This is a genomic window from Paenibacillus curdlanolyticus YK9, assembly GCF_000179615.1.
In the GTDB taxonomy this organism is placed as follows: domain Bacteria; phylum Bacillota; class Bacilli; order Paenibacillales; family Paenibacillaceae; genus Paenibacillus_T; species Paenibacillus_T curdlanolyticus.
The window spans coordinates 390540-414271 of sequence record NZ_AEDD01000005.1 but is presented as its reverse complement, the minus strand read 5'-3'; the positions used below and the strand labels follow the sequence as shown (position 1 = coordinate 414271).

Below are 23732 nucleotides of genomic sequence, written 5' to 3'. Positions count from 1 at the left end.
CAAAAGGAGCTTGCGCCTTCAGATGAAGGCACAAGCTCCTTTTCGACTATTCCGGAAGACGGCCTTACTGCGCCTGCTGCGGGCGATCGCCGCCGCCCGGCGGCATGCGGTCTCCGCCTCCACCCTGTCCACGGCCTCCGCCAGGACCGCCCATGCCGCTTCTCGCTTCCGTAACGCCCGATTCGTTCAACCAAGTGACAAGGGATGACGTCTCGAACGCGACTACTTTCGTTCCGCCTTCATATTCGCCGCCCTCATAGAGCCCATCGATCTCGGTGCCCGTCGACGCACCTCCCGAATAGAGGGTGTATGACTCATTTTGCTTCAAATTCGGAGCGCTTATGAACACCGCCTGATAGCTTTTGGATGGCGCGAAGGTGAGGACTGCGTTCCCTTCGCTATCTGCCAGGTGAACCAATGTGCCAGCTTGCTGGGCCTGCGGGTAGGTCATAAGAATGCCAGGCTGCGTCGAGCCCTCGGATGCGGCTTGCACCATGCCGGAGCTCCCCGCTGCGATCAGGAAGCCGCCCGTCATCGTGAAGGTTCCGTCGTAATCGAGCGATCCGTTATTGTTCTCAGTCGGGCCGTTTACGATAACCGTACCGCCAGTCATTTCGATCGAGCCGTTCGCATCCAGTCCATCGCCTTGCGAGTCGACGGTTAAGTAGCCACCGCTAATCGTCAGCTTTCTTGCAGATGCCACTCCCGCTTGATTGCCGCCCCCGGGCCCTCCCTCGTTAGCCGATCCGTCCACGCCGCCCGCAACATTGACGCCGTCATCGCTTGCTACGAGGCCGATTTTGCCGCCTGCAATCCCGACCGTCGGCGCCTCGATTCCCTCATTGCTCTTGGCGATGTCGATCGTGCCTCCCTCAATAGCAATCGCGATTTCCGCATGCACGCCATCATCGCCCGCATTGATTCGGACATCGCCGTCCGTCATTCGAATGCCGCCGCTGCTATGCAGCGCATCCTCGCCGGATTCGATCGCGAACGTACCGCCTGCAAGATTAATGATGCCTTCCGAGCCTGCCTCGTCATTCGTCGTCTGAATGCCGTGCCCGCCTGCCTTGATTGTGAACTCGCCCGCTTGGACCGCCACGAGATCGCGTCCCATCACCCCGTCGTCAACAGCGTCGATCGCGATCGTTCCTCCTGTTACCTTCAGCTTATCTTTGCTTGCGATTCCGTTATTATAGTTGCCTTCGACAGTCAGCCTCCCTGTCCCGTTGATCGTCAGGTCATCCTTGCTGTAAATCGCCGCATTCGGCTCATCCGATTGTTCCGCAGCAGATGCGTCGGCATCTGTTGCGCCGGCTGCGGCGGTCGCCCCTTCCGCCGCATTAGCGTACGCTGCGCCGTCCGATACCCTATTTTCCGTCCCCTCCTGCAAGCTGATGACCGTCTTGCCCGCTTCTTTGACGTAGATTGCGGAGCTGCTGCTATTGTGAATTTCCGCACCATTTAGAACGAGGCGAACGACACCTTTATCCGGTACATCGACGACGATCTGACCATCGTTCAGCTTACCGCTGACCGCATACGTACCGGCTGCCGTTATCGTAATCGTGCTATCCTTCGCAGCTGCCCCAGCACCTTCGACGCTAGCGCTGGTGCCGTTCAGCTTGATAATGGTCGGGTTGCTCGCAGCCCAATCCGTATAGGCATCATCCGCCTCGTATTGGACCTCCTGCGTCAGGTCAATCGTAGCCAATTGCTCACCCGATGCGGACGAGCTGGCTTGAGCTGTTGAAGCAGCCGCTGTCGCCCCCGTCGTCGATGCTGTGCCAGACTTGTCGCCGCATGCTGTCAGCAAAGCTGCGCATAATAGTAAAACACTTAATTTAGGTGTAACGCTCCATGGTTTTTTCATTGTCTATCGTTCCTCTCTATTATTAGTATTCTTGCGTGGTTGGACTCATCGTTAACGTAATATCCAAATTCCCGTTCCGGCATCGGATCGCATCGAGCAGTTCCTTCTGGTTCGTCAGAGGGTCAATCGACACGGCATAGACCAGCTCATATAGACTGCCTAGCTCGGTCGTTCTCACTTTCCTCAGCTCGTAGCCGATCTTGAAGGACTGAAAGATTTCATCGAACGCTTCCTCGTACCCGAGATTTTCCGGAATCGTTACCTTCAGCAGTTTTTGCGTTGTTTTCTTGGCACCGAAGTTAGTCGCTTTAAGCACGAACATCAGCAGGCAGAGGATGATGGTAAAAATGACGGCGTAACCAAACGCTCCTACGCCGCATGCGAGTCCTGCCGCCATCGTGAACAAGACGAATGCAATATCCTTCGGATCGCCCGGCGCGCTTCGGAACCGAATAATGGAGAAGGCTCCCGCGAGGCTGAAGGCTCTTGCAATATTGCTGCCGATCAGCAGAATAATAATCGCTACGATTGTGGGCAGTACGATCATCGTCAAAGCAAAATTTTGCGTAAAGCCGCTCTGCGTCTTCATGTAGGTAAAGCTGATGATTCCGCCTAATGCGATCGAGATGAAGATGGTGAGCAAAGCGTGCGTCAGCGTTAAATCGGAGCTCGTCGCCGCCGTAGCGAAAATGGATTCGATCATAATAAAATTCTCTCCCTCGTCAGTTGGCTGTTCATGCGCGTTTTCTTATACTCATTGCCGTATTTGGAGAAGCTCGTCCGAAACATGCGGTGCTCCGACAGCATATGGGCTAACCAGACCGGTATTGTTTTCTCCGCCTTCACCTCCATTAGCCATTGCCCGCTCTCCAGCAGCGATTCCCCGTAATCGCCCGCCTCCAGCTTAACGTCGTGCCGCCTCGACCGGATGTTCGTATCGAACGTAATCCGCAAATCCCGATTGTTTTTGCAAAATAATGCGATGCGGTCGTACGCCAGATACACCTTCGGCTGCAGCTCGTATCGACTCATGAAATAGTTAATTTCCTGCATCACCTGCTTGTTCATATAAGCCTGCTGCTCCGGCTCGACGCCCGTTCGGATGAATGCGTAAGCCTCATCCAGCTTTAGCGCCGTTCGTCTCTTGTTCACGAGGCCAAACACCTTCTTCTTAAGCTCAACGTAGACCTTGGTGTTGACGTCCGGGATGCCGTAAGCTCTTATCCGCAGCTTCTCCCGGTACTTGGGCTTTGCCAAGCTGTTGCGAATCAGGGAATCGTGCTCGGTATCATAATAAAGGTTGCTGATGGAGTAGAACTTGTCGTTCTTGTTGTAGGCATCAAGCTCCATATAATCGAGCAGTCGGTTGTATAGCGCCTCAAAAGCCCGGTTATCCATCAGATACTTGTTCTCATAGCGGTTAAACACCTCGATTGCCATCGGCATCGCTCCTTCCTTGGCTGAACGTCTCGCCGTTCGCCGTTCCATGACCAAAGCTTAGAGCCGGAACCTTTAACGAATCTTAAATAATAACGCGGCGGCGAATATTTGTTTGTTGGGATGCGGCTGGATGTTACGATGGAGGAGGCTTAAGGTTGGTTAAAGGTTAACGGCTTATAGTAAGCCTACATACGAAATCGCTATATCAAATGAAACAAAGGGGAGCGTGAGCGCCCATGCGCCTATTAATTGTGGAAGATGAGATTCATCTGGCAGAGGCATTAACGCAAATTTTAAAAAAGCAAAACTACTCCGTCGACGCCGTCCATGACGGGCAAGCCGGGCTGGATAACGCGTTGAGCGGCATTTATGATCTGATTTTGCTCGATATTATGCTGCCTGAGATGGACGGCATCACTGTATTGAAGACGATGCGGAGCAAGGGGATCGCCACGCCCGTTATTTTGCTCACCGCCAAAGGTGAGATTTCCGACAAAATCTCGGGGCTGGATTATGGTGCGGACGATTACGTCGCCAAGCCGTTCTCGACAGAGGAACTTCTCGCCAGAATCCGGGCTGCGCTGCGCCGCAAGGGCGAAGTCGTTCCGGAGGATGCGCTCAAGTTCGGGGATATCGAGTTGAATGCAGCGAATCTTAAGCTCACCTGCGGCGGGAAAGAGCTCAAGCTCATTTTGAAGGAAAGCGAGCTGCTGGAGCTGCTGATGTCGAGGAAAAACGCGGTTACCTCGAAGGAACAAATCATTGAGAAGCTGTGGGGATTCGATTCCGAGGTCGAGCACAATAACGTGGAGGTCTACATCTCCTTCTTGCGGAAAAAGCTTGTTTTCCTGAATGCCGCAGTTCGAATCAACACGATTAGAGGCGTAGGCTACGTACTGGAGGCGGCTACCTGATGTTTACGAAGCTTCGCAATCGGTTTCTCGTCGTGAATCTCGTCATTATTTCTTTTATGATGCTTGTAGCCTTCGCCGCCATTTACACCATTACGTATCAAAATGTGCATAACGATATCGATATGGAGCTGGGCAGAGTATCGGAATTTTATCACAAGCCGGATGGAAAGTTCGGAGGAGAGAAGCAGAAGGACGGCGATCATTTCCCTATGGGGGATGGGAGCAAGGGCAGCGGGAAGATGAATGTGAATCCGCCGCCGGAGCGCTCGGTTTCCTTCTCGCTGCAGACGGACGAGCAATGGAACATTACGGCCACGAATTCCCGTTTCGATATGGACAGTGAATTTTACAGCCTGGCGATTAGCGAAGCCGCTTCTGCCAAGTCCAACGCCGGTCAGTTCACCCTCGACGGGAATCGATGGGCGTATCGGGTGCAGACCAATGAGGGCGAGCATCAGGTCGTATTTCTTGATGTGACCGCGCAGCAGAAAATCATTACGAATCTCGTCTATACGTTCGCCGCCGTCGGATTGGTTATGCTCGTCGCCATCTACTTTACGAGCCGCTATTTTGCCAATCGCTCCATCGCGCCGGTGAAGGAAGCCTTCTATAAGCAAAAGCAATTCATAGCCGATGCCTCTCATGAGCTGAAAACGCCATTGGCTGTCATCAATACGAATGCCGACGTGCTCTTGGCCAACAGCGAGGATACGATAAGCAGCCAGTCGAAGTGGCTGCATCGCATCCAGTCCGAGACGGAACGCATGAAGACGCTGACCAACGATCTTCTGTATCTAACCGAAATGGACGATTCGCGGGCGAGCATGCTGTTCTCGAACTTCAACGCGAGCGAGTCGGTCGAAAGCGTGATTTTGACAATGGAAGCGGTCGTGTTCGAGAGAGACTTGTCTCTGCAATACCAAATCGAGCCTGACTTGACCGTGCGCGGCAACAGCGAGCAGATCAAGCAGGTGGTCATGATCTTGCTGGATAATGCCATCAAATACGCGAACGCTGCGGGAACGATTAGCGTCACGCTGAAGAAGCGCCACCACGACATTATGCTGACGGTAACCAACACCGGCGAAGGCATTGCGCCCGAGCATCTCGATCGGATTTTCGACCGCTTCTATCGCGCCGACCCGTCGAGATCGCGCAAACAGGGCGGCTACGGCCTCGGACTGGCAATCGCCAAGTCGATCGTCGAGCAGCATAAGGGCAAGATTACGGCGAAAAGCACGCCGAAGGAGTCGACTTCGTTCACGGTACAGCTCGCGGATCGCTAACGGGGCCACTGACGGACGACGCACGGGTCGCTAACGTTCCCGCTCGCGCGCGGAACACTAACCGGTCGCTCACGAGCCACTGACGGGCGACGCGCAGATCGCTAACGGACCGTATAGCCGCTATATAGCGAATTTGCGGACCTTTGTAGTTGTAACGGACCTGAGCGCCGTTATCTCTCGGAAAACCGCAGGTTTGAGGGGTTTTCACGCCAAATAGCGGCTGCTGGGTCCGTTACATTTTATTTGGGACTGTTTTCGCCTCAATAACGCCCCCTCGGTCCGTTAGCGCGACGGGGCAGAGGTCGGTCCTCCATCGTTACCTCAAGGTTCCTATGTGAGTTCAAAGTGCGTACTTCTCAACGCTTCTGCGCTGTTCCATAATGATCCTCAGATGAAGAGGAGGAATGCGTTATGAACGAAAGCTTGAGCTCGGCCCAATCCCGCAAAACCGCACTTGTCGTAGGCGCCAACGGCGTAATCGGGCGTAATCTGATCGAGCATCTGAAGACACTCCCCGAATGGGACATTATCGGCGTATCGCGGAGAGGTGGAGAGAGCTCCCCTAGGGCGCGGTATGTGGCGGTGGATTTGCTCGATGAAAAGGACGCTCGCGAGAAGCTGGGCGGACTGCGCGAGGTCACCCATATTTTCTACGCTGCCTATCAAGACCGTCCAACATGGGCGGAGCTGGTTCAGCCGAATCTCGCCATGCTCGTGAATGTCGTCAACGCGATCGAACCGATCGCCGTGAATATCCAGCACATCAGCTTGATGCAGGGCTACAAAGTGTATGGCGCGCATCTGGGCCCCTTCAAGACGCCCGCGCGCGAAACGGATGCTTATCATATGCCGCCCGAATTTAACGTCGACCAGCAGCAGTTTCTTGAGCGCCGGCAGCCGGGCAGCAGCTGGACGTGGTCCGCCCTTCGCCCGTCCGTCGTATGCGGCTTCGCGCTTGGCAATCCCATGAACTTGGCCATGGTGATCGCCATTTACGCTTCAATGTCCAAGGAGCTCGGCCTGCCGCTTCGTTTCCCCGGAAAGCCGGGGGCTTACAGCAGCCTGCTGGAGATGACCGATGCCGGACTGCTCGCTCGCGCAACCGTATGGGCGGCAACGGATACGAGCTGTGCGAATCAGGCGTTCAACATTACGAACGGCGACCTTTTCCGATGGAATGAGCTCTGGCCGAAAATCGCTGCATTTTTCGAACTAGAGACTGCGCCTCCGCTGCCGATGTCCCTTGATGTCGTCATGGCTGACAAAGAAGCATTGTGGAACGCTATGATCGAGAAGTATGATTTGGCGAATACTAGCTATAAGGACGTTTCCTCTTGGCGGTTCGGGGATTTCGTGTTCTCTTGGGATTATGATTTCTTCGCCGACGGCACCAAAGCGAGACGCTTCGGCTTCCATGACTTCATCGATACCGAGCAGATGTTTATGGACATTTTTGCAGATCTCCGTCAGCGGAAGGTTATCCCTTAATGCATAAAGCAGGTGTAGAAAGGCCGGTCCCTGATAGGAGGGGATCGGCCTAAGCGTCAATGTCCGCTTGCGATGGGGATGGCGATGGCGGCTCGAACAGCACCTTGCCTCTCTCCCCATACACTCGATCAATATGCGTATCGCCCCATCTGCACATGAGATGCAGGATCGTTTTGAGGCTCCATCCGTATTCCGTCAGCTCATATTCCACCTTCGGCGGCACTTGATTATACGAAATTCGGTTTACGACGCCGTCCTCGACAAGCTCCGCCAGCTGCTGGGTCATCACCTTTTGCGATACGCTGGGCATCAGGTGCATCAGCTCGCCGTTGCGCTTCTTGCCGAACGTCAAGTGAAACAAGATGACCGGCTTCCACTTGCCCCCGATCACCTCAAGCGTGGCTTCGACTGCTGTGTTATATACTTTATCCGCGTTTTGCAATGTTTCATCGCCTCCCTGCTAATACGTCTCTTGCAGAAACTTGACCGACCGATGAATCAGCGACTTCAGCACCTCGGTGTCAATATCGGCCACCTTCTTAATATAGACGCACGCTTTGCCTGCGGTATGCTTCCCGAACTTCTCCAGCAGCGCCTCCCGCCCCGTATCGCCTGTAGCAAAATACAAGCTGATCTGCGCCTTCCGAGGCGAAAAGCCGACAAGCGGCGCGTCACCTTCGTGACCGGAAGCGTATTTGTAATGATAAGAGCCGAATCCGATGATGCTCGGTCCCCACATTTTCGCGGGATAACCCGTCGTTTCCGTAAACAAGTCCAGCAGCTGATACGCGTCTTCCTTCTTCTTCGGGTTCTCGACATTTTCGATAAACGCAATGACGCTATTGTCCGTTTCTTTCGTTTTCGGTTCGTACATGTTTGGGCACCTCTTTCTCGAGTTACATCGTTTAAATTGTACCCCTCGGCCTTGTTATACGCAGCATACCCTAACCCTGTTCTCTGCAAGCGCAGCGCTTTCCTGCCAGGACAAAAACAAGCTGCCGCCGGAAACCCAGCGACAGCCTATCCATCATTAAATCGTTTGCCAAGGCGTATCGGATTGGCCGACGCCCGTCTGCCAGTAGGTAACGCGGATGACGCTATTCTGTGGCACATTATAGTAGACAAAACCGTTCGGCCCATACAAACTGGATGCCGACATGAATACATTTTGCTGCTGGCCGTTATACTCATAGGTTAGAATGGCGTAGTCGCACTGGAAGCTTGGCGTGAAATATACAGCTCCAATGCCTTGGGTAACACGGTTAGGCATGTATTGAATCGAATAGGACGTCTGCGATTGTGCCGCTGTCACTGCTGTCGATGCCTTAGCGGTGTCCGCATAAGCGGCTGCGGGAGCGACCAGAAGAGCTGCAGTCAACGCCATAATAAGCGCTTTTGTAATCGATTTCTTCTTCATCATTCTATCCACTCCAATATTCTATTTATAGGTTCTATTAATGGAATACCGGCCGGACATTCATTAATACTTGTCGGGGTTCTGTCCCTGACATAATTTTACTATAATTGAGGTTGTATACTCTGCCAAGTATGCTGAATTGCCCATAAATCGCTTTCAATTAATACGTTCAGCTAAAACAACCGCTTACACTCCTGTTTTCCAACAATTTCAACTACAACCTTTTATCTATTGTTCTATAGAGATAAATTACAAACGACTCACGCCTCTCTAGGGCATAGGTCGCTTCAATACCCTTTTTGATAAAAGCAAGTTTAATCTGGTTGAGCCGATGGTATTCCTGAAGCTCATATTCTAATCACCGTCTTCACAAAAGTAACGCGATGAAATCCCGGTATAAAATAATCCCGTTCATCTTTCATTTCCTCAAACCCGATCTGCCGATAGAAGGCTAGTGTGCTTTGGGTTTCGGCATGGCCGAGCGTATAGAGGATCACTTGATCGCCGCCGCAATCGGCAATTTTCTCGCAGACCGCGTGGATCATCGCCCGTCCAATCCCTCGCCTTGCTTGAGCCTTCTGTACAACTACACCTACAATCTCATATAGGCCCACTTCATCATTGTACACATACCCGGCATGCCCTACGATCGTTTCACCATCATCATCTGCCATCACAACATAGCTGCTCGTTCGATCATTTTTATTCTGTAAATAAGCGGCCCACCGTGCTGGATATCTCAGCATGACGAATGCAGGGAATTGAAGCGGATATTCCGCCATTAGACTTAAAACGTCATCTCGATCATCGCTAATCAACGGACGGAGGTTCATCCCGCATCATCCTCTCGCGCGATAATACGGATAGTCCATCTTGTCCTGCACTTGCTTCACGAATGTCGCGTCAGTCAGCGATTCTACCACATACAAGCCCAAGTCAATGGAAGCCGACACGCCTCCGCCGGTAAACACATTGCCGTCCCGAACGAAGCGATCTTTCAACACTTCGCCGCAGTATGGAGCCAACAGGTCATATGCCGATGGATTGGTGGTCGCCTTCTTGCCCTCCAGGAATAAAAATCAGATCATAGCCGGACAAGTCCGGGCAGACAAGCTGAGGCTGAATATTAATCGACAACCCGCGATCATCCGTGACCTGTTCTTTATTGGAGCAGAAATCCCATGACACCCTTTCCTTCGCCCCTAGAATGCCCACCCAAGTTACCGCTTCATAAAAGCCTGCAAAATCCAAGGTTGTCATTTGGTCGAACAGAACATACGCCATTCTCATGCCAGAAACACCTCACCATTCTGGAGTATTGGAATACAAAAAAAAGTATTTGATCCCATGATCAAATACTTCGCCCAGGCGTACGGCCGTTATCGGTGTGCTTCCTCATGGTTATCCATGTTTACGCCAGTCACGCACCGCTCAGTTGTTTCTAACCCCAGTATAAGTTGGAAGTAAACTACTTTCAAGCCACTGTTCGTTCTACTCAAGAGGGTATACTGCTTTCCACCAAAGAAGCCATCGTTCCTTTGCGTTTGCCTTTCGCTACGCGCCGGCGCAGCAGTACAACCCCTCCCAGGGATACAATGAGAACTGGAATTAACCCCACATACCAGAACGCATCTTCCGCGCCGTGCTGAATCCAAATATAGACGAAAACGGCTAAATAGAGCAGCAAGTAGCCCAAGCTGAGCAAGCGGGTCATCGTCAGGCTGGGCAGCGAGAGCAGCGTCTTCTCCTTCTGTCCTAACAATGCCAGATACTCCGGCGTCGGCGTCACCGCGTAAGGGCGAACAGACATAAACGGCCAGTAGTCATCCATCTCCTGCTCTGAAACCCATTCACCCGAGCCTTGTCCCTGCAGCTTTTCTATTTGTTCATCGCATGCATAATAACCGACGTACATCAGCGTATAGGCTTCCACCTCAGAGAACGCGTTCAGATCCGTTCGCATCGTCATGGCGAGCGTACGCACCGTCGAATCGACACCTGGGATCTCATCGCGCATCCCTACTATAAGGTCGTCCGTGCCTTCGATTCGCAGGTCGCGAATGGCACCCATGAAGATGTCCTGAATGCGGAAAAATGACTCTACGGCGTCGATTTCTTCGTAATTTTCCTTGCGGAGCGGCTTGGAAGCATCGCTGAGCATGATCGGCATTCCCTCTAGCCATAGCCGCTGAATCGCATGTCCACCAAGGTTGTCCAGCACCCCGCCGTCCACGCCATGCACCGCACGATCCCCGAACGGAATCGTTATCGGGTCGAACAAGCCCGGCACACATGCCGATGCCGCTACCGCCTTTGCTAGAGGCAGATGCAGCAGCTGGTCAGCGGTGATCGCGTGATTGTACTCATTTTGCCGCCATAATGGGCTGTTCGGGTCGGTAGAGATGAATAAGGACTGCCCATTCTCAAGAATAGAGGTATTCAAAATCAATTCCGGCTTCCGATTCTCGGGGTGAACGGGCGCATCCATCAGGTCGCGAAGCGTTAGCGATTTAAACATAAGGGCGCTTATGCCTTGCTCCAGTTTAGATCCAAGCACCATCTCGGGATCTACCGCGGGTATCACCTTATGCACCGCTCCGAGTAACCGCCCTAGAATCTGCTCCGGAACCAATCGGGAGATGCCCCCTGAGATGACTACGCGGTCCCTCAGATTTTCTTGCACAACATCGACGAACGCCTCAATGACCCGCTTCATGAGGTCCCGATAATCCTCGTCCGTCAGCTTGCGATCCTGCCGGAGCTCTTCGCAAAGCATTTTATAATAAAAGGCACCGACGATTGAACCGCCGGAGACGGTCGATAAGGCGCGCACCTCCTTCAATAACCCTTCATCAGCTAATCGAGCCATCACGCCCAGATGATACAACGACGCACGGTAACCGCCGCCGGATAAAGCAAGTCCGATCATACCCATTCACTCTCCCGAACAATTAGTTGCACACAACAAAAGGCACCGCGAAGGGTGCCCGCCGTTAATCCGTTATTTGATCATTCACAGCCGTAGGGAAAGCTGTCTCGACATCCTCTTGGCGGTCCTGCGGTTTATTTACGATTTCCTCGTCATGTTTCGGTTGTTTTTCTTGCTCAGACACGAATCGTCACCTCCTATTTAAGGTTACAGTTCGACGCAAGAATCGATACTCCTCTACAAAAACTGACATTTTTCGTAAAATAAATGTCGGCCATAACTTCACAACTAAGATAAGATGCTGTCCAGAAACTCATCGCAAACCCTGTACGCTTTAGGACGCTGACTTACGACCTCCACGTAACCGTTCACTACAAAAACATTCATTATTTTGTTCAGCTTATAGCAGGTATAGTCCGTATTATTTATCGACCCATAGTTAAAACCTATATCCCCGCATAGTATTTACGTGTTTCCCGATAGCCAATTCCCCGCCCTATAATTAGATCAAAATTGAGCGCAAGGGGTTGGCTGCATTGAAAACATCCATCATTGGCTATCCGAGGGTCGGATCATTACGGGAGCTTAAGTTTGTCTCCGAGCAATATTTTAAAGGCGAAATCACGATCAATGAGCTGCACCGGACGGGCGCCGAGCTTCGTGCAGCACATTGGAAAACACAACAGGAGAACGGCATCGACTTTATCCCATCCAACGACTTCTCCTTCTATGACGGCGTGCTCGATACAGCTTGCTTACTGAACATCGTGCCAGCTCGTTATCAAGCGTTGGGTCTCAGCCCATTGGAGACCTACTTTGCGATGGCGAGAGGCTATCAAGGCGAGCAAGGAGACGTGAAAGCTCTCGCCATGAAAAAGTGGTTCAACACAAACTATCACTACATGGTTCCCGAAATCGATGATTCTACGGTGATTCAACTAGCTGGAACGAAGCTGTTCGATGAATTCCAAGAGGCCAAGCAGCAGCAGGTGGCAACCAAACCGGTCGTCATCGGACCATTCACGCTGCTCAAGCTGGCTAAATACACGGGGACAAAACAAGCTGCGGACTTTGTTGGCGAAGCGGCAGCCGCGTATGCAGCCGTACTGGAGCAACTGAACACGCTTGGCGCAGCGTGGATTCAGGTGGACGAGCCTGCTTTGGTCACGGATCTCTCCCCTGCCGATCTTGCCTTGTTCTCGAAGCTGTATGAGCAAATTCTATCCGCCAAAGGAACCGTTAAGGTTCTCCTTCAAACGTACTTCGGCGATGTGCGCGACTGCTATCAAACGCTGCAGACGCTCCCGTTCGACGGCATCGGGCTTGATTTCGTAGAAGGCAAAGAATCACTGGCGCTCGTGAAGCAATATGGCTTCGCCGACCATAAAGTGCTGTTCGCCGGCCTGATCAACGGCAAAAACATTTGGAGAAATCAATACAAGCGCACGCTAAGCCTTATTGAAGAATTAAGCGCGAGTGTGAAGCAAATCGTGCTCAGCTCCTCCTGCTCGCTGCTGCATGTGCCTTACACGCTGAAGAACGAATCCAGATTGCCTGATGCGACGAAGCGCCATTTTGCATTCGCGGAAGAGAAGCTACAAGAGTTTGCAGAGCTTAAAGCGGTTCTAGCGCAGCCGAATCCTTATGCTGCCGCGCAATATGTACACAACGAGGGGCTGTTCAATGGCACTCGGTTTACGAATAATGAGGCGGTACAAGCGAAAGCAGCGGCTTTGACGGAGGCGGACTTTACGAGGCTGCCCGCTTTCGGCGAACGCGAAGCGATTCAGAAGGCGAAGTTCAATCTGCCGCTGCTGCCGACGACGACGATCGGGTCGTTCCCGCAGACCGCCGAGGTTCGCGCGAACCGGTTTGCCTTCAAGAAGGGCTCTATTACGGAAGAGCAATACAAACAATTTAATTTGGACCGCATCGCCGAATGCGTCGCTCGTCAAGAAGCGATTGGCCTCGACGTGCTCGTTCACGGCGAGTACGAGCGCAACGATATGGTCGAATATTTCGGCGAGTGCTTGGATGGCTTTATTTTCACGGAAAAAGCGTGGGTGCAGTCCTACGGCACAAGATGCGTCAAACCGCCGATCGTATGGGGCGACATCTCCCGCTCAAAGCCGATGACCGTCGAATATTCGGCTTATGCGAAGAGCTTGACCAGCAAGCCGGTTAAGGGCATGCTGACTGGCCCGGTTACGATCCTGAACTGGTCGTTCCCGCGCGAGGATATTAGCCTGCAGGACAGCGCCTTCCAGATTGCCTTGGCTATTCGGGACGAAGTATTGGACCTGGAGGCGAACCGCGTTGCAATCATCCAGATCGACGAGGCTGCACTGCGCGAGAAGCTGCCGCTGCGGAAATCCGACTGGCAGAGCGAGTATCTCAGCTGGGCGATCCCCGCTTTCCGATTGGTGCATAGCGGCGTGCAGGCAGAGACCCAAATCCATACGCATATGTGCTACAGCCAATTCAGCGATATTATTCGCGACATTGATGCGATGGATGCAGACGTCATCACGTTCGAGGCTTCCCGTTCGGATCTTGCGATTATTGACACCCTTAACGAGTGCGGCTTCCAGACCGAGGTCGGCCCGGGGGTATACGACATTCATTCCCCGCGCATTCCTAGCGTTGATGAGCTAAAGCAAGGGCTGCAGCAGATGCTGGATAAGATCGATATCGCGAAGCTGTGGGTTAATCCCGACTGCGGGCTGAAGACGCGTGGCGAACAAGAAACGTGGGCGAGCTTGGAGCATCTGGTTCAGGCGACGAAAGAGGTACGGGCAGCGCTGTAATTATGTGAAAAAGAGGATGAGCTCAGGCGAGCTCATCCTCTTCGTTTATAATGGCGTAGCCGACATCTGAAATCACATCTTTCAGCTTCCGCACATAGTCGATGGCAAGCTGGCTCAAGTTCACCTTTTTATTCGTGATGTATCCGATCTGCATATACTCGTCCGTCCGCAAGCGCACGGATGTGATTTGCTCGCCATTCAGATCCGCGTTCAGCACGCCCGAGCTGATCGTGTAGCCGTTGAGTCCGATGAGCAGATTAAACAAGGTCGCCCGGTCGCTGACCAGTATCTTCTTCTTCAGCGCCCGCGTGCTTAAGATTTCCTCCGAGAAATAGAACGAATTGTACTCGCCCTGCTCGAAAGCCAGGCACGGGAATTCATCCAGGTCCTCAATTTCCAGCATCGTCTTGGCCGCCAGCGGATGCTCCGAGCTGATGAACACATGCGGCTCTGCAGTAAACAGCGGATGGAATTGCAGATCGCTTTCCTTGAGCATTTTCATCATAACCTTCTGGTTAAAATCATTGAGATAAAGAACGCCGATCTCGCTGCGCATGTTGCGCACATCCTCGATAATCTCATGCGTTCTCGTTTCGCGAAGCGTACACTCGTACTCGTTCGTATTCAGATCCTTCAACAAGCTGACGAACGCCTGAACCGAAAATGCATAATGCTGAGTCGAGATCGAGCACAGCTTCTTGGAAGGCTTCTTATTCAGGTAACGCTGCTCCAGCAGCTCTGCCTGTTCGACGACTTGCCGCGCATAGGATAAAAACTCTGCGCCTTCGTTCGACAGCACGATCCCTTTGGATGAGCGCACGAAAATTTCGACGCCAATCTCCTGCTCAAGCTCCTTAACCGCGCTGGACAAGCTAGGCTGCGAAATAAACAGCTGCTTGGCTGCCTCGCTTATGGAGCCGCAGCTTACGATGGTGAGGATATATTTTAATTGCTGAAGCGTCATAGGGAACCGTCCTTCTAAGGTACTTAATGAGTATAGTGTAGCCCAGATAAGGACATTCGTACAATGCTATGTCCGGCAGCCCGACTCCCGCGCCATCTCGCGCAGCTTTTTCCTCGCACGATGAATTCTCGCTTTTACCGCGCCGATCGTCGTATGCTGCGCGCAAGCGATTTGCTGATAGGACTGGTCGAACGCATAGCGAAGCAACGGCTGCTGCAGCCCCGGCTCCAGCCTCGCCACCATCTCCAGCGCATCAGTGACCACGTCGGAAACCTCTGCCCCGCCAGCTGTTGATTCGTACATATGCTCGATTTGTCCCGTCAGGAGCGTCCCGCTTTTCATTTTCTTCCGCCAGAAATCAATTGCCTTATTGCGCGTAGAAGCTCTAATCCACGCTTGTTTGTTGGCGGCGCCCCTAATCGAATCCTGATGGAGGTATAGATTGAGAAACACCTCTTGCACAACGTCCTGAGCCAAGAAGCGATCCTTGACTATGGCATACGCCGTTACATATACGAAGCGGTTATACCGCATATAAAGCTCGTTGAACCCCTCATTCCCCTGCTGCATGATGTTAACGTTCTCCTTTGCTGTCGGAGCTGAAGCCGCTCCTCCTGAGATACGCCCAGTGTACCGAATGCCTGTTTCCAAACCGACACGAAGTTGTATCCAAAATGTAAAATGATCAAGGAGATCAATGTCAGAAACTATCTTCTGCTGCTGCGCAAAAAGCCCCTTAAGCTGATACGTCAGCTTAAGGGGCTCATCTATATGCTATTGCGCCTCTAGTTGGATCGTCCGCTGCTCGCGATGGCTTTGAACCGCGCATTCGATAATCCGAATGGTGTCGCGCGCTTGTTCTCCCGACACAGGAACAGCTTCGCCTGAGCGAATGGCTGCGGCCATTCCCTCGTAGAATGCTTCATATTTCCCCGGCAATGTTCCGATGATCGCCTCCATAGGCAAGCCGCCGACTTCCGTGCTTAGTTTGCCATAAAGCTCCGGGAGATCTTCGCCCCAGCCCGAATCGCCGGGATGCTTGCCCGCCTTCAGCTGGTCTTCCTGCGGGTCCAGCCCGTATTTGACGAAGCTTCCTTTATCACCGTGCAGCATATATCGAGGTCCGGCCAGCTTAACGAGAGAGCCGGAGTGCAGAATGACCCTAAGCTGCGGATATCCGAGAATAAGGTGGAAATAATCATCCGACTGGCCGCCGTCCCGCTCCGTTCGGATGTCCGCCCATACCGTTTGCGGCTTGCCGAACAGATAAAGCGCCTGATCGATCAAATGCGAGCCAAGATCGTACAGGATGCCCGACCCGGGGAGATTTTGCTCGCGCCAGCGATTGCGAACCTCTGGCCTATACCGGTCAAAATGCGCTTCATAGGTCGATAGCCTGCCCAGCATGCCGGTTTCCAGCAACGATTGGATCGTGAGGAAATCGTTATCCCATCTGCGGTTTTGATAAACGGCCAATTGGACCTTATGCTCTCGGGCCAGCGCAATTAATTCATTCGCTTCGTTCGTATCAACGGTGAACGGTTTTTCCGCCACGACATGCTTGCCAGCTAATATCGCTTTCTTCGCATACGCATAGTGCGTTGTGTTGGGCGAACAGATGACGACCAAATCAATCTCGCTCTGCGCGACTAGCGCATCGATATCCGCAAATACGTGAACCTCAGGGTAGTCCTTATTCACCTTCGCCGCATCCGAGGAAACAACCGCTTGGAGATGCATTCCCTCTACGCCATGAATGATTGGCGCATGAAACACGGACCCCGACAAGCCGTAGCCGACCAAGCCTACATTAATTTTCATTATGGCTCTCCCCTTCTAACGCGATAATGAGTTCAACTCCATTGCCGACCAGTACCTCTTTCACCGCTGCAGGCGGCTCCGCATCCGTAATCAGCACATCGATCTTGTCCAAGCTGCATACATGGTGGAGAAAGGATTGCTGGTATTTCCCGCTGTCTGCAAGAACGATTACCCGATCTGCCATCGCGATCATTTCTCGCTTCACATAGGTCTCATCCAATACGGGGCTGGATAAGCCGTCCGGCGTTATCGCGCAGGCGCCCAGAAGCAAGGTTTGCGCTCGAAAATCGCGAATCATCGCAACCGTCTGCGGGCCGGTCACGCTTCGGTGCCATGCGTTGTATTGCCCGCCAAGCAGATGTACCTTAGCGTTCGGGCTTTTACCCAATACAGCAGCCGTATCGATCGAATTCGTAACAGCTGTAAGATAAATATCCTTGCCTGCGCAAGCCTCCACTGCCGCCTGCACCGTCGTGGAAGCGTTCAGAAATAGCGTCTCGCCATCTTGAATAAGCGCCGCTGCCGCTCTTCCGATACGCTTCTTGGCACCCAGATTGTCCAACCGCTCCTCATAGGGCTTCGTGGACAGCTTCGGCGAAGCAAGGATCGCGCCGCCGTGGGTTCGCACGATAAGCTGCGCTTCCTCCAGCTTCACCAGATCGCGCCGGGCACTGTCCCGAGACACCGAGTAATTCTCGCAAATTTGCTCAATGCGAATATTGCCGTTTTCCTTCAAATGGGCGAGAATGTGCTTTAGCCGTTCATCTTGGTTCATATTTATTTCACCCTTAATTATATTATGCAAAAATGCTTAAGTTGTTGTAAGTTTATCACTTAAATAGAGAGCTGTAAATCATCCTTGATTCATGTGTCCTACACATGCTGATCCTCTACATTCGCTAACCGTGGAGTAAGATTAAAAGGACGCCACTAGGGCGCCCTTTTGATTTTACTTATACTGTCCAATAGAAATATTGATTTTATAATGGCCATACACAAGGATCTCATCCAGCAGCTTAGATAGCTCGTCTTGATCAGCCACTTGAACTTTCAGAATAAAACACGGCTCACCGCTAACACGGTGGGCCTCTTTGATCTCATCACGCTGTTGTATGAATGCTTGGAACTTCGTATGCTGATAGTCTTTCATCATAACGGTTACAAAAACGCAGTAGATGTTCCCCAACATTTTTTCATTTAACCTCACCGTATACCCTTCGATAACTCCTGTGTCCTCAAGTCGCTGTATCCGATTGGCCACAGCAACCCCGGACATATGAACCGCCTCGCCGATTTGTTTCCATTGCATTCTTGCGTTACTTTGCAAACAACGTATGATTTCTAAATCAATGTGATCGACCATACCCGTTCACCCTTTCTTTCATCGATTAAGCAATCTAGCGAAAACCCTTTCATGAAAGTATGTAAGCATGGGTTTGTTTGCCTATAAAATAGTTGCTAGAGGATCCTCAAAATACAATTATTGCCTACCACGAGGGGGTTAGACAAGTGTTCAAATCGTACCTTATTTTAATTTCGCTATTACTCATTGTCTTTAGCCTAGTTGGCTGCGGAGACAACACAACAAGTTCGCGCAATAAGGCATCCGATGGGACAACCGCTTCTTCGGACAATTCGCACACTGCGCATTCAGAGACAGCGGCTCCAGCTAATCCTAAGCCGAATAAAGAAATGAAATATTCGCTTGATGCTTCCAGCTATGAAGAAGATGGTATCTATTATCTAAAGGTTACCACGAATCTAAAGCTATCGAGTGAACACTATGAAGGGGCTCCCGTAGACGGGGAAGGACATATCCACTTCTATTTGAACGGCAGTCTGGTAGGTCCAATCAAGGACACGGTTCCTTATCCTCTTCAAGCCTTAAGAGAAGGAAAGAACACAATTAAGCTCGTATTAGCTGAAAATAACCATTCGGAAAGCTTCGGTATTTCTAAAGAGCTAAGTATCGATAAGAAATAATCTGTCGCATTGGCCAACCACTTATCCGGAATAAAAAAAGGGGCGCAACACGTGATCGTGTTGTGCCCTCTGCTGGACTATAGAAAGTCTAATGGCCTGCTTTAGCCGTCATTGGAGCATGCACGGCATCGGATAAGGCTAATGACAATTTGCCGTCCTCCATTCGGTACACCTTATCGCAGTAGGCAAGCATCCGCTCATCGTGAGTAACCATCACCGCTGCTTTTTGCCGTGACTTCACCTCATGCGCAATTAGGCTCACCACTTCATGCGCGCGCTTGGTATCCAGGCTGGCTGTCGGCTCGTCCGCCAATATAACGTTCGGGTTGTTCATCAAAGCCCGCGCGATGGCTGTTCGCTGCTTCTCGCCGCCCGATAGCTCCTCCGGAAATCCCTTCAGCTTCGCGCCAAGCCCGAGTCCTTCCAGCAGCTTGATGGCGAACGCTTTATCCTCGGCTCTCACCTTGCCGGACATCCTCTTCACGACGAGCAATTGGTCAAGAACATTCAAATAAGGAACCAAATTCGACGATTGCATAATGAACCCGATTTCCTGCAACCGAACATTGGACAATTCCCGTGCGGAAAGCTTCGAGATATCTTGCCCATTGATTCTCACTTCTCCTTCGGAGGCTCTAAGCAGCGCACCCGCAATCGACAAGAACGTGCTCTTGCCTGAACCGGAGGGGCCCACTACGGCGACAAACTCGCCCGGCTCTACCGTAATGGACACTTGCTCAAGCGCGGAGACCCGATTGCTCCCTTCGGAAAAATGCTTGCTGACGCCACTGATTTGCAATCCTCTACTCATTATTCTACCCTCCCGAGCGCCTTCAGCGGATCGATTTTTGTCATTTTGCGCACCGATACCAACGAGCTTAGCATCGCAATAATTAGCAAAACAATGGAGTAATTAATGACAAGACTCGAATCGAGCTTGAACGGTATGGCCTTTGGAATGACAGCCGCCGTCCCATAGGTGAGCAATATTCCAGCCGCAATGCTCATTACAGACAGCACAAGCACTTGAGAGATAATGGCTCTTCCCAAAAACCCATTCTTAGCGCCGATGGCCTTCATAATGCCGAATTGGTTCGTTTTCTGCATCGTCACCACGTAGAAGAACACGCCAAGCACGAATGCGGAGATCGTCAGCAAAAATGCGAGCATCATCGTAATAGAAGCATTCTCCTCTTTAAAGCCCGGCATGCCTTTCACGGCAGCTGCACGGGTAACCGTATCCGTATTCGAGAGCTTCGCATTAATGACGCTCGGGTCGATATCCTTGCCCTGCAGCATAATCGCATTGACGGGATTCTCTATTCCTTTATCCGAGCCGGGTGCCGAGAACGTTATCTTCCGCCATTCGGCCATCGGCGCGAACACCGCCGCTACATGGTTGTACGTTTGATTCTCGACAAAGCCGATAATCGTCAGCGATTCGTTCGTCCCGTCCAATTGGAAGGTATCGCCGAGCTTAAACCCGTCATCCTTCATCGTTGCATTCGCGATGATGCCGTTCAGGTTATCGGCAGACAGTCCCTTCCCTTCCACGACAGCCGGCTCCAAGAAGCTGCCGGGGTCAATACCTATAATCGCGATATCCACCTTGTCCTCATTTTTGGTGCTGTTCCCCTTTAGCGCCGTGGCCATCGTATTTCCCATCGGCGAGGCATCTTCAACATTCGGCAATTGCTTCACTTCTGCGACCAACTGATCCGACATCAGCGACTTGCTCATGGATGACTGCGACCCTTGTTCGAAAACGACGTAATCTGCCTTCATGTTTTTGAATGTTGCCGCGGCAAGCGTGGACAGTCCATTACCCAAGCCTGACAAAATCAATACCAGCCAAGATACAAGCACGAAAATAATGACGATCATGAAAAACCTCATTTTATTGCGCATCAATTCTTTCATTGCCAAAAACACGGAACCAACTCCTCGCGCCTTTATATTTGACACATGTGTCAAAATTATCGCGAATCATGACACACATCCCACTTATTGAACAACATAAGTGACACATGTGTCAAGTAAAGTTAGGCTCCTTATTCTTTTTTGGCGCCTCCCATCCACATTTGAAACAAGAGCTTGCCCCACTGCGGCGTAGGAACATTCAGCATGTTAGGCGTATTGATCAGGTTAAAGAACACGCCGATCAGCGCTGGCAGCGGAACATCCTCCCTTAGCAGCCCCTCCTGCTGCGCTCGCCCGAACAGACGCGTGAGCTGAACCTTGAGGGTCTTATGCGCTTCCTCGACAAATGCAAGGTCCTTCTTCGCGGCCGGAGAATTCGCGGTATTAATTTTATGGGCATCACCCAAAAGCTGATGAAGCTTGGATTCCTCCACGTAGACGAGAAGCACCTGCTGGAGCGCCTCCATGACATCCGTTTCATCCACCTCTGATGCGTTGGCCAGCATCTCCGTGATGACGCGCTTCATGCAAGCGGCCACGATCTCTTCTTTATTGGAATAATATTGATAAATGGTGCTTCGTGCACCAGGCAAATGCCGCGAAAGCAGCTGGAGATGGAATCCGTCATAGCCGTGATCAAGGATCAATCGCTTGGTTACGTCAAGCAGCTCCGTTTCAGTGAAGGATTGTTTTCTTCCCATTGGATCGCCTCCTAAATCGTCACTTCTGCTAATGCATACGATCTGTACCATTCTATCACGGTTCGTATAAATAACTAAGGCCGAACGCCGTCGTGCTGAACGCTACAGCAAATGCATCTTCGCCTCCGCTTCATCCCACGGCACGGTATAGCCATGCCCCTTCGCGCAGAAAATCGAAGACGACGAATACAGCGGATCGGCATCCTTCCGGTAAGCTTTGCGATCGATGATCGCTTGTTCGTTATGGCAGCGCTCATAGCCGCCGAAGACGAGATGGATGATGCCTCTGCCATGCGTATAAGCGGCAAGCTCCGTGCTGTATCCCATGAAGGTGGCTACAGGCGCTTTGCCCGTCACGACCGCATGCGCAGCCGTTGTGGTCGGCGGATCGAACCGGCCCGAAGCCCGCTGGATGTCGGACAGCACCTTGCCCAGCTCGTCGAGTTCGACCTTGATTTTGAACGCATAATACGGCTCCAGCAGGATATTTTCCGCTTTCTCCAAGCCCTGCCTTAACGCCCGATACGCCGCTTCGCGAAAATCGCCGCCGTGCGTATGCTCATTATGCGCAGCGCCCGTCAGCAGCGTAATCCGAATATCGGTCAGCGGCATGCCCGTCAATAAGCCATGATGGTCGCGCTCGAAGAGATGCGTTCGGATCAAATTCTGATTGCCGATGCTCAAGTCGTTCGCGTGGCACACGTTAAAGAACGTGATCCCGCTTCCCCGCTCCCCAGGCTCCAGAAGCAGATGCACCTCGGCATAATGCCGGAGCGGCTCAAAATGGCCATACCCTCTGACCGTCGTTCCGATCGTCTCTTTGTACAAAATTTCTGGGTTCCCGAAGGAGACCGCAAGCTGGAAGCGATCCTGCACAAGCTGCTGCAGCACCTCAAGCTGGATGATGCCCATGACATGGATATGAATCTCCTGCAGGCTCTCCTCCCAGACAACATCCAATGACGGGTCCTCCGCATTCAGCATCTTAAAAGCCTTCAGTACATCCTTCACGTTCAAGGCATCATCGAAAATGACCTTAGACGTGAGCGTTGGTACCAGCTCATAAGCCAGCTTGTCCGAATAGCGGCCTAGCCCTTGCCCTGCTTCGACGCCTGAGAGCCCCACGACCGCGAATAAATCGCCGGCCGACACCTGATCGACCGCATGCGACTTGCTGCCGTTCACGATGAGAAGCCTCGTCGCCTTCTCGCAAATCTGCTCGTCCCCGCTTCCGTAGCATAGCTCATCCCGCACCTTCATCGTCCCGCTTAATGCTTTGATATAGGTCAATCGCACGCCGTTGCTATCATGGCGAATTTTATAAACGCGTCCTCCGAATGGCGCCTCTGCGTCATAATCAACCTTCGTTAACAGATGCAGCTGCTCCAGCAATGCAACCACACCGTCATCCTGCAGAGCAGACCCGCTTGCGCAAGGTACGATCTCTTGCCTGCGAATCATGTCCTGCAGCGCCTGCAGCCAGAACGCTTGATCACCCTCACCTGCCAGAAACATCTCCAGCAGCTGCTCATCGCGCTCCGCCATGCTCTCCCGCAAAGCCTCGCCCACTTCGCCGTTTGTGAAACTATTCGTTATCAAGCACGCTTCTGACGTCAAATGCATGCGAATGTCCCCGAGCACGCGGTCCACATCGGCGCCCACTCGATCCGTTTTATTAATAAACATAAACGTCGGGATGCGATGCTTATGAAGCAGCTGCCAAACCGTTTCCGTATGGCCCTGCACGCCTTCCACCGCGCTCAATACCAGAACGGCGTAATCCATCACTTGAATGGCCCGCTCCATCTCCGGCGAGAAATCGACATGGCCCGGCGTATCGATTAAATAATAGGTTCTTCCCTTATAGGACATGACCGCTTGATCCGCGAACACGGTAATGCCCCTTGCCCGCTCGATCTCATGACTGTCGAGGTAGGCGTCCTTATGGTCGACCCTTCCCCGCTCCCGAATGCTCTGCGTATGATATAGCAACTGCTCAGCCAATGTTGTTTTGCCCGCATCGACGTGGGCGAACATGCCGATTGTTGTAGGTTTCATAGGTATCCCCTTGCCCTGACAAGCTGTTATGAATGTAAATAAACGCTACAGTAAAGATAACGCTAGTTGGCGGCAACCCGCAAGGATCATTAATATGTGCCGTATTTCATTGTTTTGTCCCGTTTCTTTAT

General features: G+C 52.1%; 24 protein-coding genes and 1 riboswitch. Of the genes, 5 read left to right on the top strand and 19 right to left on the bottom strand.

The window, feature by feature from the left end:
- Window positions 1-64: 64 nt before the first annotated feature.
- Genes PAECUDRAFT_RS12100 through PAECUDRAFT_RS12090 form a run of 3 tightly spaced genes read right to left on the bottom strand, consistent with a single transcriptional unit; the run spans window position 65 to window position 3313 of the window.
- The gene (locus PAECUDRAFT_RS12100) at window positions 65-1873 is read right to left on the bottom strand and encodes a carbohydrate-binding domain-containing protein (RefSeq protein ID WP_006038390.1); all 1809 of its coding nucleotides are present in this window, start codon (window positions 1871-1873) and stop codon (window positions 65-67) included.
- Between the two features lie 22 nt (window positions 1874-1895).
- Window positions 1896-2576 carry a DUF4956 domain-containing protein gene (locus PAECUDRAFT_RS12095; protein WP_006038389.1) on the bottom strand — a complete coding sequence of 227 codons (681 nt, stop codon included), beginning with the start codon at window positions 2574-2576 and terminating at the stop codon, window positions 1896-1898.
- Window positions 2573-3313, bottom strand: coding sequence for a polyphosphate polymerase domain-containing protein (locus PAECUDRAFT_RS12090; protein WP_006038388.1), 741 nt, complete (start codon window positions 3311-3313; stop codon window positions 2573-2575). Before PAECUDRAFT_RS12090 ends, PAECUDRAFT_RS12095 begins: the two co-directional genes overlap by 4 nt.
- A 236-nt stretch (window positions 3314-3549) precedes the next feature.
- Here PAECUDRAFT_RS12090 and PAECUDRAFT_RS12085 point away from each other — a divergent pair, with 236 nt between their 5' ends.
- The 3 genes from PAECUDRAFT_RS12085 (at window position 3550) to PAECUDRAFT_RS12075 (ending at window position 7001) form a co-directional block, all read left to right on the top strand.
- Entirely contained in the window at window positions 3550-4227 is a 678-nt protein-coding gene (locus PAECUDRAFT_RS12085; protein ID WP_006038387.1) for a response regulator transcription factor, read from the top strand.
- Window positions 4227-5513: a sensor histidine kinase gene (locus PAECUDRAFT_RS12080; RefSeq protein ID WP_006038386.1), complete on the top strand. Its 1287-nt coding sequence runs from the start codon at window positions 4227-4229 to the stop codon at window positions 5511-5513. The genes PAECUDRAFT_RS12085 and PAECUDRAFT_RS12080 overlap by 1 nt, the downstream gene beginning before the upstream one ends.
- A gap of 411 nt (window positions 5514-5924) precedes the next feature.
- Window positions 5925-7001, top strand: a complete 1077-nt coding sequence (locus tag PAECUDRAFT_RS12075) for an SDR family oxidoreductase (RefSeq protein ID WP_006038385.1) — start codon at window positions 5925-5927, stop codon at window positions 6999-7001.
- 49 nt (window positions 7002-7050) lie between these two features.
- Here the strand turns inward: PAECUDRAFT_RS12075 and PAECUDRAFT_RS12070 are convergent, their stop codons facing one another.
- The 7 genes from PAECUDRAFT_RS12070 to PAECUDRAFT_RS12045 all read right to left on the bottom strand — a co-directional run bounded on the left by PAECUDRAFT_RS12070 (window position 7051) and on the right by PAECUDRAFT_RS12045 (window position 11353).
- Window positions 7051-7443, bottom strand: coding sequence for a winged helix-turn-helix transcriptional regulator (locus tag PAECUDRAFT_RS12070; RefSeq protein ID WP_006038384.1), 393 nt, complete (start codon window positions 7441-7443; stop codon window positions 7051-7053).
- 18 nt (window positions 7444-7461) lie between these two features.
- Window positions 7462-7875 carry a DUF1801 domain-containing protein gene (locus PAECUDRAFT_RS12065; RefSeq protein ID WP_006038383.1) on the bottom strand — a complete coding sequence of 138 codons (414 nt, stop codon included), beginning with the start codon at window positions 7873-7875 and terminating at the stop codon, window positions 7462-7464.
- Between the two features lie 156 nt (window positions 7876-8031).
- Window positions 8032-8421: a hypothetical protein gene (locus PAECUDRAFT_RS12060; protein ID WP_006038382.1), complete on the bottom strand. Its 390-nt coding sequence runs from the start codon at window positions 8419-8421 to the stop codon at window positions 8032-8034.
- 344 nt (window positions 8422-8765) lie between these two features.
- Complete coding sequence (locus PAECUDRAFT_RS12055; RefSeq protein WP_006038381.1) at window positions 8766-9251, bottom strand: GNAT family N-acetyltransferase; 486 nt, start codon at window positions 9249-9251, stop codon at window positions 8766-8768.
- Between the two features lie 6 nt (window positions 9252-9257).
- Window positions 9258-9422, bottom strand: coding sequence for a hypothetical protein (locus tag PAECUDRAFT_RS26640; RefSeq protein ID WP_456090120.1), 165 nt, complete (start codon window positions 9420-9422; stop codon window positions 9258-9260).
- A gap of 25 nt (window positions 9423-9447) precedes the next feature.
- On the bottom strand, window positions 9448-9708 hold the full coding sequence (locus PAECUDRAFT_RS26635) for a helix-turn-helix domain-containing protein (RefSeq protein ID WP_006038380.1): 261 nt from the start codon (window positions 9706-9708) through the stop codon (window positions 9448-9450).
- Window positions 9709-9773: 65 nt separating this feature from the next.
- Window positions 9774-9852, bottom strand: a riboswitch (ZMP/ZTP riboswitch).
- Between the two features lie 61 nt (window positions 9853-9913).
- Window positions 9914-11353, bottom strand: a complete 1440-nt coding sequence (locus PAECUDRAFT_RS12045) for a patatin-like phospholipase family protein (protein ID WP_006038379.1) — start codon at window positions 11351-11353, stop codon at window positions 9914-9916.
- Window positions 11354-11883: 530 nt separating this feature from the next.
- Between PAECUDRAFT_RS12045 and metE the strand changes: the two genes are divergently transcribed.
- The gene (gene metE, locus PAECUDRAFT_RS12040; protein ID WP_006038377.1) at window positions 11884-14154 is read left to right on the top strand and encodes a 5-methyltetrahydropteroyltriglutamate--homocysteine S-methyltransferase; all 2271 of its coding nucleotides are present in this window, start codon (window positions 11884-11886) and stop codon (window positions 14152-14154) included.
- Between the two features lie 22 nt (window positions 14155-14176).
- Here metE and PAECUDRAFT_RS12035 read toward each other — a convergent pair whose 3' ends face one another.
- From PAECUDRAFT_RS12035 to PAECUDRAFT_RS12015, 5 genes are all read right to left on the bottom strand, one after another.
- Complete coding sequence (locus PAECUDRAFT_RS12035; RefSeq protein WP_006038376.1) at window positions 14177-15118, bottom strand: LysR family transcriptional regulator; 942 nt, start codon at window positions 15116-15118, stop codon at window positions 14177-14179.
- A gap of 66 nt (window positions 15119-15184) precedes the next feature.
- Window positions 15185-15688 carry an RNA polymerase sigma factor gene (locus tag PAECUDRAFT_RS12030; RefSeq protein WP_006038375.1) on the bottom strand — a complete coding sequence of 168 codons (504 nt, stop codon included), beginning with the start codon at window positions 15686-15688 and terminating at the stop codon, window positions 15185-15187.
- A 204-nt stretch (window positions 15689-15892) separates the two neighbouring features.
- Window positions 15893-16939 (bottom strand): oxidoreductase, encoded by a 1047-nt coding sequence (locus tag PAECUDRAFT_RS12025; protein ID WP_006038374.1) that lies wholly within the window; start codon window positions 16937-16939, stop codon window positions 15893-15895.
- The gene (locus tag PAECUDRAFT_RS12020) at window positions 16929-17714 is read right to left on the bottom strand and encodes a DeoR/GlpR family DNA-binding transcription regulator (protein ID WP_006038373.1); all 786 of its coding nucleotides are present in this window, start codon (window positions 17712-17714) and stop codon (window positions 16929-16931) included. Before PAECUDRAFT_RS12020 ends, PAECUDRAFT_RS12025 begins: the two co-directional genes overlap by 11 nt.
- Before the next feature lie 174 nt (window positions 17715-17888).
- Window positions 17889-18302 (bottom strand): Lrp/AsnC family transcriptional regulator, encoded by a 414-nt coding sequence (locus PAECUDRAFT_RS12015; RefSeq protein ID WP_006038372.1) that lies wholly within the window; start codon window positions 18300-18302, stop codon window positions 17889-17891.
- A gap of 146 nt (window positions 18303-18448) precedes the next feature.
- Here PAECUDRAFT_RS12015 and PAECUDRAFT_RS24655 point away from each other — a divergent pair, with 146 nt between their 5' ends.
- The gene (locus PAECUDRAFT_RS24655) at window positions 18449-18922 is read left to right on the top strand and encodes a hypothetical protein (protein WP_006038371.1); all 474 of its coding nucleotides are present in this window, start codon (window positions 18449-18451) and stop codon (window positions 18920-18922) included.
- Window positions 18923-19010: 88 nt separating this feature from the next.
- On the opposite strand, the gene PAECUDRAFT_RS12005 is transcribed toward PAECUDRAFT_RS24655, so the two are convergent.
- The 4 genes from PAECUDRAFT_RS12005 to PAECUDRAFT_RS11990 all read right to left on the bottom strand — a co-directional run bounded on the left by PAECUDRAFT_RS12005 (window position 19011) and on the right by PAECUDRAFT_RS11990 (window position 23601).
- Window positions 19011-19733 (bottom strand): ABC transporter ATP-binding protein, encoded by a 723-nt coding sequence (locus PAECUDRAFT_RS12005; RefSeq protein WP_006038370.1) that lies wholly within the window; start codon window positions 19731-19733, stop codon window positions 19011-19013.
- Complete coding sequence (locus PAECUDRAFT_RS12000) at window positions 19733-20854, bottom strand: ABC transporter permease (protein ID WP_006038369.1); 1122 nt, start codon at window positions 20852-20854, stop codon at window positions 19733-19735. The genes PAECUDRAFT_RS12005 and PAECUDRAFT_RS12000 overlap by 1 nt, the downstream gene beginning before the upstream one ends.
- 119 nt (window positions 20855-20973) lie before the next feature.
- On the bottom strand, window positions 20974-21543 hold the full coding sequence (locus tag PAECUDRAFT_RS11995; RefSeq protein ID WP_006038368.1) for a TetR/AcrR family transcriptional regulator: 570 nt from the start codon (window positions 21541-21543) through the stop codon (window positions 20974-20976).
- Between the two features lie 102 nt (window positions 21544-21645).
- Window positions 21646-23601: a GTP-binding protein gene (locus PAECUDRAFT_RS11990; protein ID WP_006038367.1), complete on the bottom strand. Its 1956-nt coding sequence runs from the start codon at window positions 23599-23601 to the stop codon at window positions 21646-21648.
- Between the last annotated feature and the right edge of the window lie 131 nt (window positions 23602-23732).

What these genes read in the sequence shown, in the direction of transcription:
- PAECUDRAFT_RS12100 (WP_006038390.1), bottom strand. Translation starts at nt 1,873, where the DNA reads ATGAAAAAACCATGGAGCGTTACACCTAAATTAAGTGTTTTACTATTA.
- PAECUDRAFT_RS12095 (WP_006038389.1), bottom strand. Translation starts at nt 2,576, where the DNA reads ATGATCGAATCCATTTTCGCTACGGCGGCGACGAGCTCCGATTTAACG.
- PAECUDRAFT_RS12090 (WP_006038388.1), bottom strand. Translation starts at nt 3,313, where the DNA reads ATGGCAATCGAGGTGTTTAACCGCTATGAGAACAAGTATCTGATGGAT.
- PAECUDRAFT_RS12085 (WP_006038387.1), top strand. Translation starts at nt 3,550, where the DNA reads ATGCGCCTATTAATTGTGGAAGATGAGATTCATCTGGCAGAGGCATTA.
- PAECUDRAFT_RS12080 (WP_006038386.1), top strand. Translation starts at nt 4,227, where the DNA reads ATGTTTACGAAGCTTCGCAATCGGTTTCTCGTCGTGAATCTCGTCATT.
- PAECUDRAFT_RS12075 (WP_006038385.1), top strand. Translation starts at nt 5,925, where the DNA reads ATGAACGAAAGCTTGAGCTCGGCCCAATCCCGCAAAACCGCACTTGTC.
- PAECUDRAFT_RS12065 (WP_006038383.1), bottom strand. Translation starts at nt 7,875, where the DNA reads ATGTACGAACCGAAAACGAAAGAAACGGACAATAGCGTCATTGCGTTT.
- PAECUDRAFT_RS12060 (WP_006038382.1), bottom strand. Translation starts at nt 8,421, where the DNA reads ATGATGAAGAAGAAATCGATTACAAAAGCGCTTATTATGGCGTTGACT.
- PAECUDRAFT_RS12055 (WP_006038381.1), bottom strand. Translation starts at nt 9,251, where the DNA reads ATGAACCTCCGTCCGTTGATTAGCGATGATCGAGATGACGTTTTAAGT.
- PAECUDRAFT_RS26635 (WP_006038380.1), bottom strand. Translation starts at nt 9,708, where the DNA reads ATGAGAATGGCGTATGTTCTGTTCGACCAAATGACAACCTTGGATTTT.
- PAECUDRAFT_RS12045 (WP_006038379.1), bottom strand. Translation starts at nt 11,353, where the DNA reads ATGGGTATGATCGGACTTGCTTTATCCGGCGGCGGTTACCGTGCGTCG.
- PAECUDRAFT_RS12035 (WP_006038376.1), bottom strand. Translation starts at nt 15,118, where the DNA reads ATGACGCTTCAGCAATTAAAATATATCCTCACCATCGTAAGCTGCGGC.
- PAECUDRAFT_RS12030 (WP_006038375.1), bottom strand. Translation starts at nt 15,688, where the DNA reads ATGCAGCAGGGGAATGAGGGGTTCAACGAGCTTTATATGCGGTATAAC.
- PAECUDRAFT_RS12025 (WP_006038374.1), bottom strand. Translation starts at nt 16,939, where the DNA reads ATGAAAATTAATGTAGGCTTGGTCGGCTACGGCTTGTCGGGGTCCGTG.
- PAECUDRAFT_RS12020 (WP_006038373.1), bottom strand. Translation starts at nt 17,714, where the DNA reads ATGAACCAAGATGAACGGCTAAAGCACATTCTCGCCCATTTGAAGGAA.
- PAECUDRAFT_RS12015 (WP_006038372.1), bottom strand. Translation starts at nt 18,302, where the DNA reads ATGGTCGATCACATTGATTTAGAAATCATACGTTGTTTGCAAAGTAAC.
- PAECUDRAFT_RS12005 (WP_006038370.1), bottom strand. Translation starts at nt 19,733, where the DNA reads ATGAGTAGAGGATTGCAAATCAGTGGCGTCAGCAAGCATTTTTCCGAA.
- PAECUDRAFT_RS11995 (WP_006038368.1), bottom strand. Translation starts at nt 21,543, where the DNA reads ATGGGAAGAAAACAATCCTTCACTGAAACGGAGCTGCTTGACGTAACC.
- PAECUDRAFT_RS11990 (WP_006038367.1), bottom strand. Translation starts at nt 23,601, where the DNA reads ATGAAACCTACAACAATCGGCATGTTCGCCCACGTCGATGCGGGCAAA.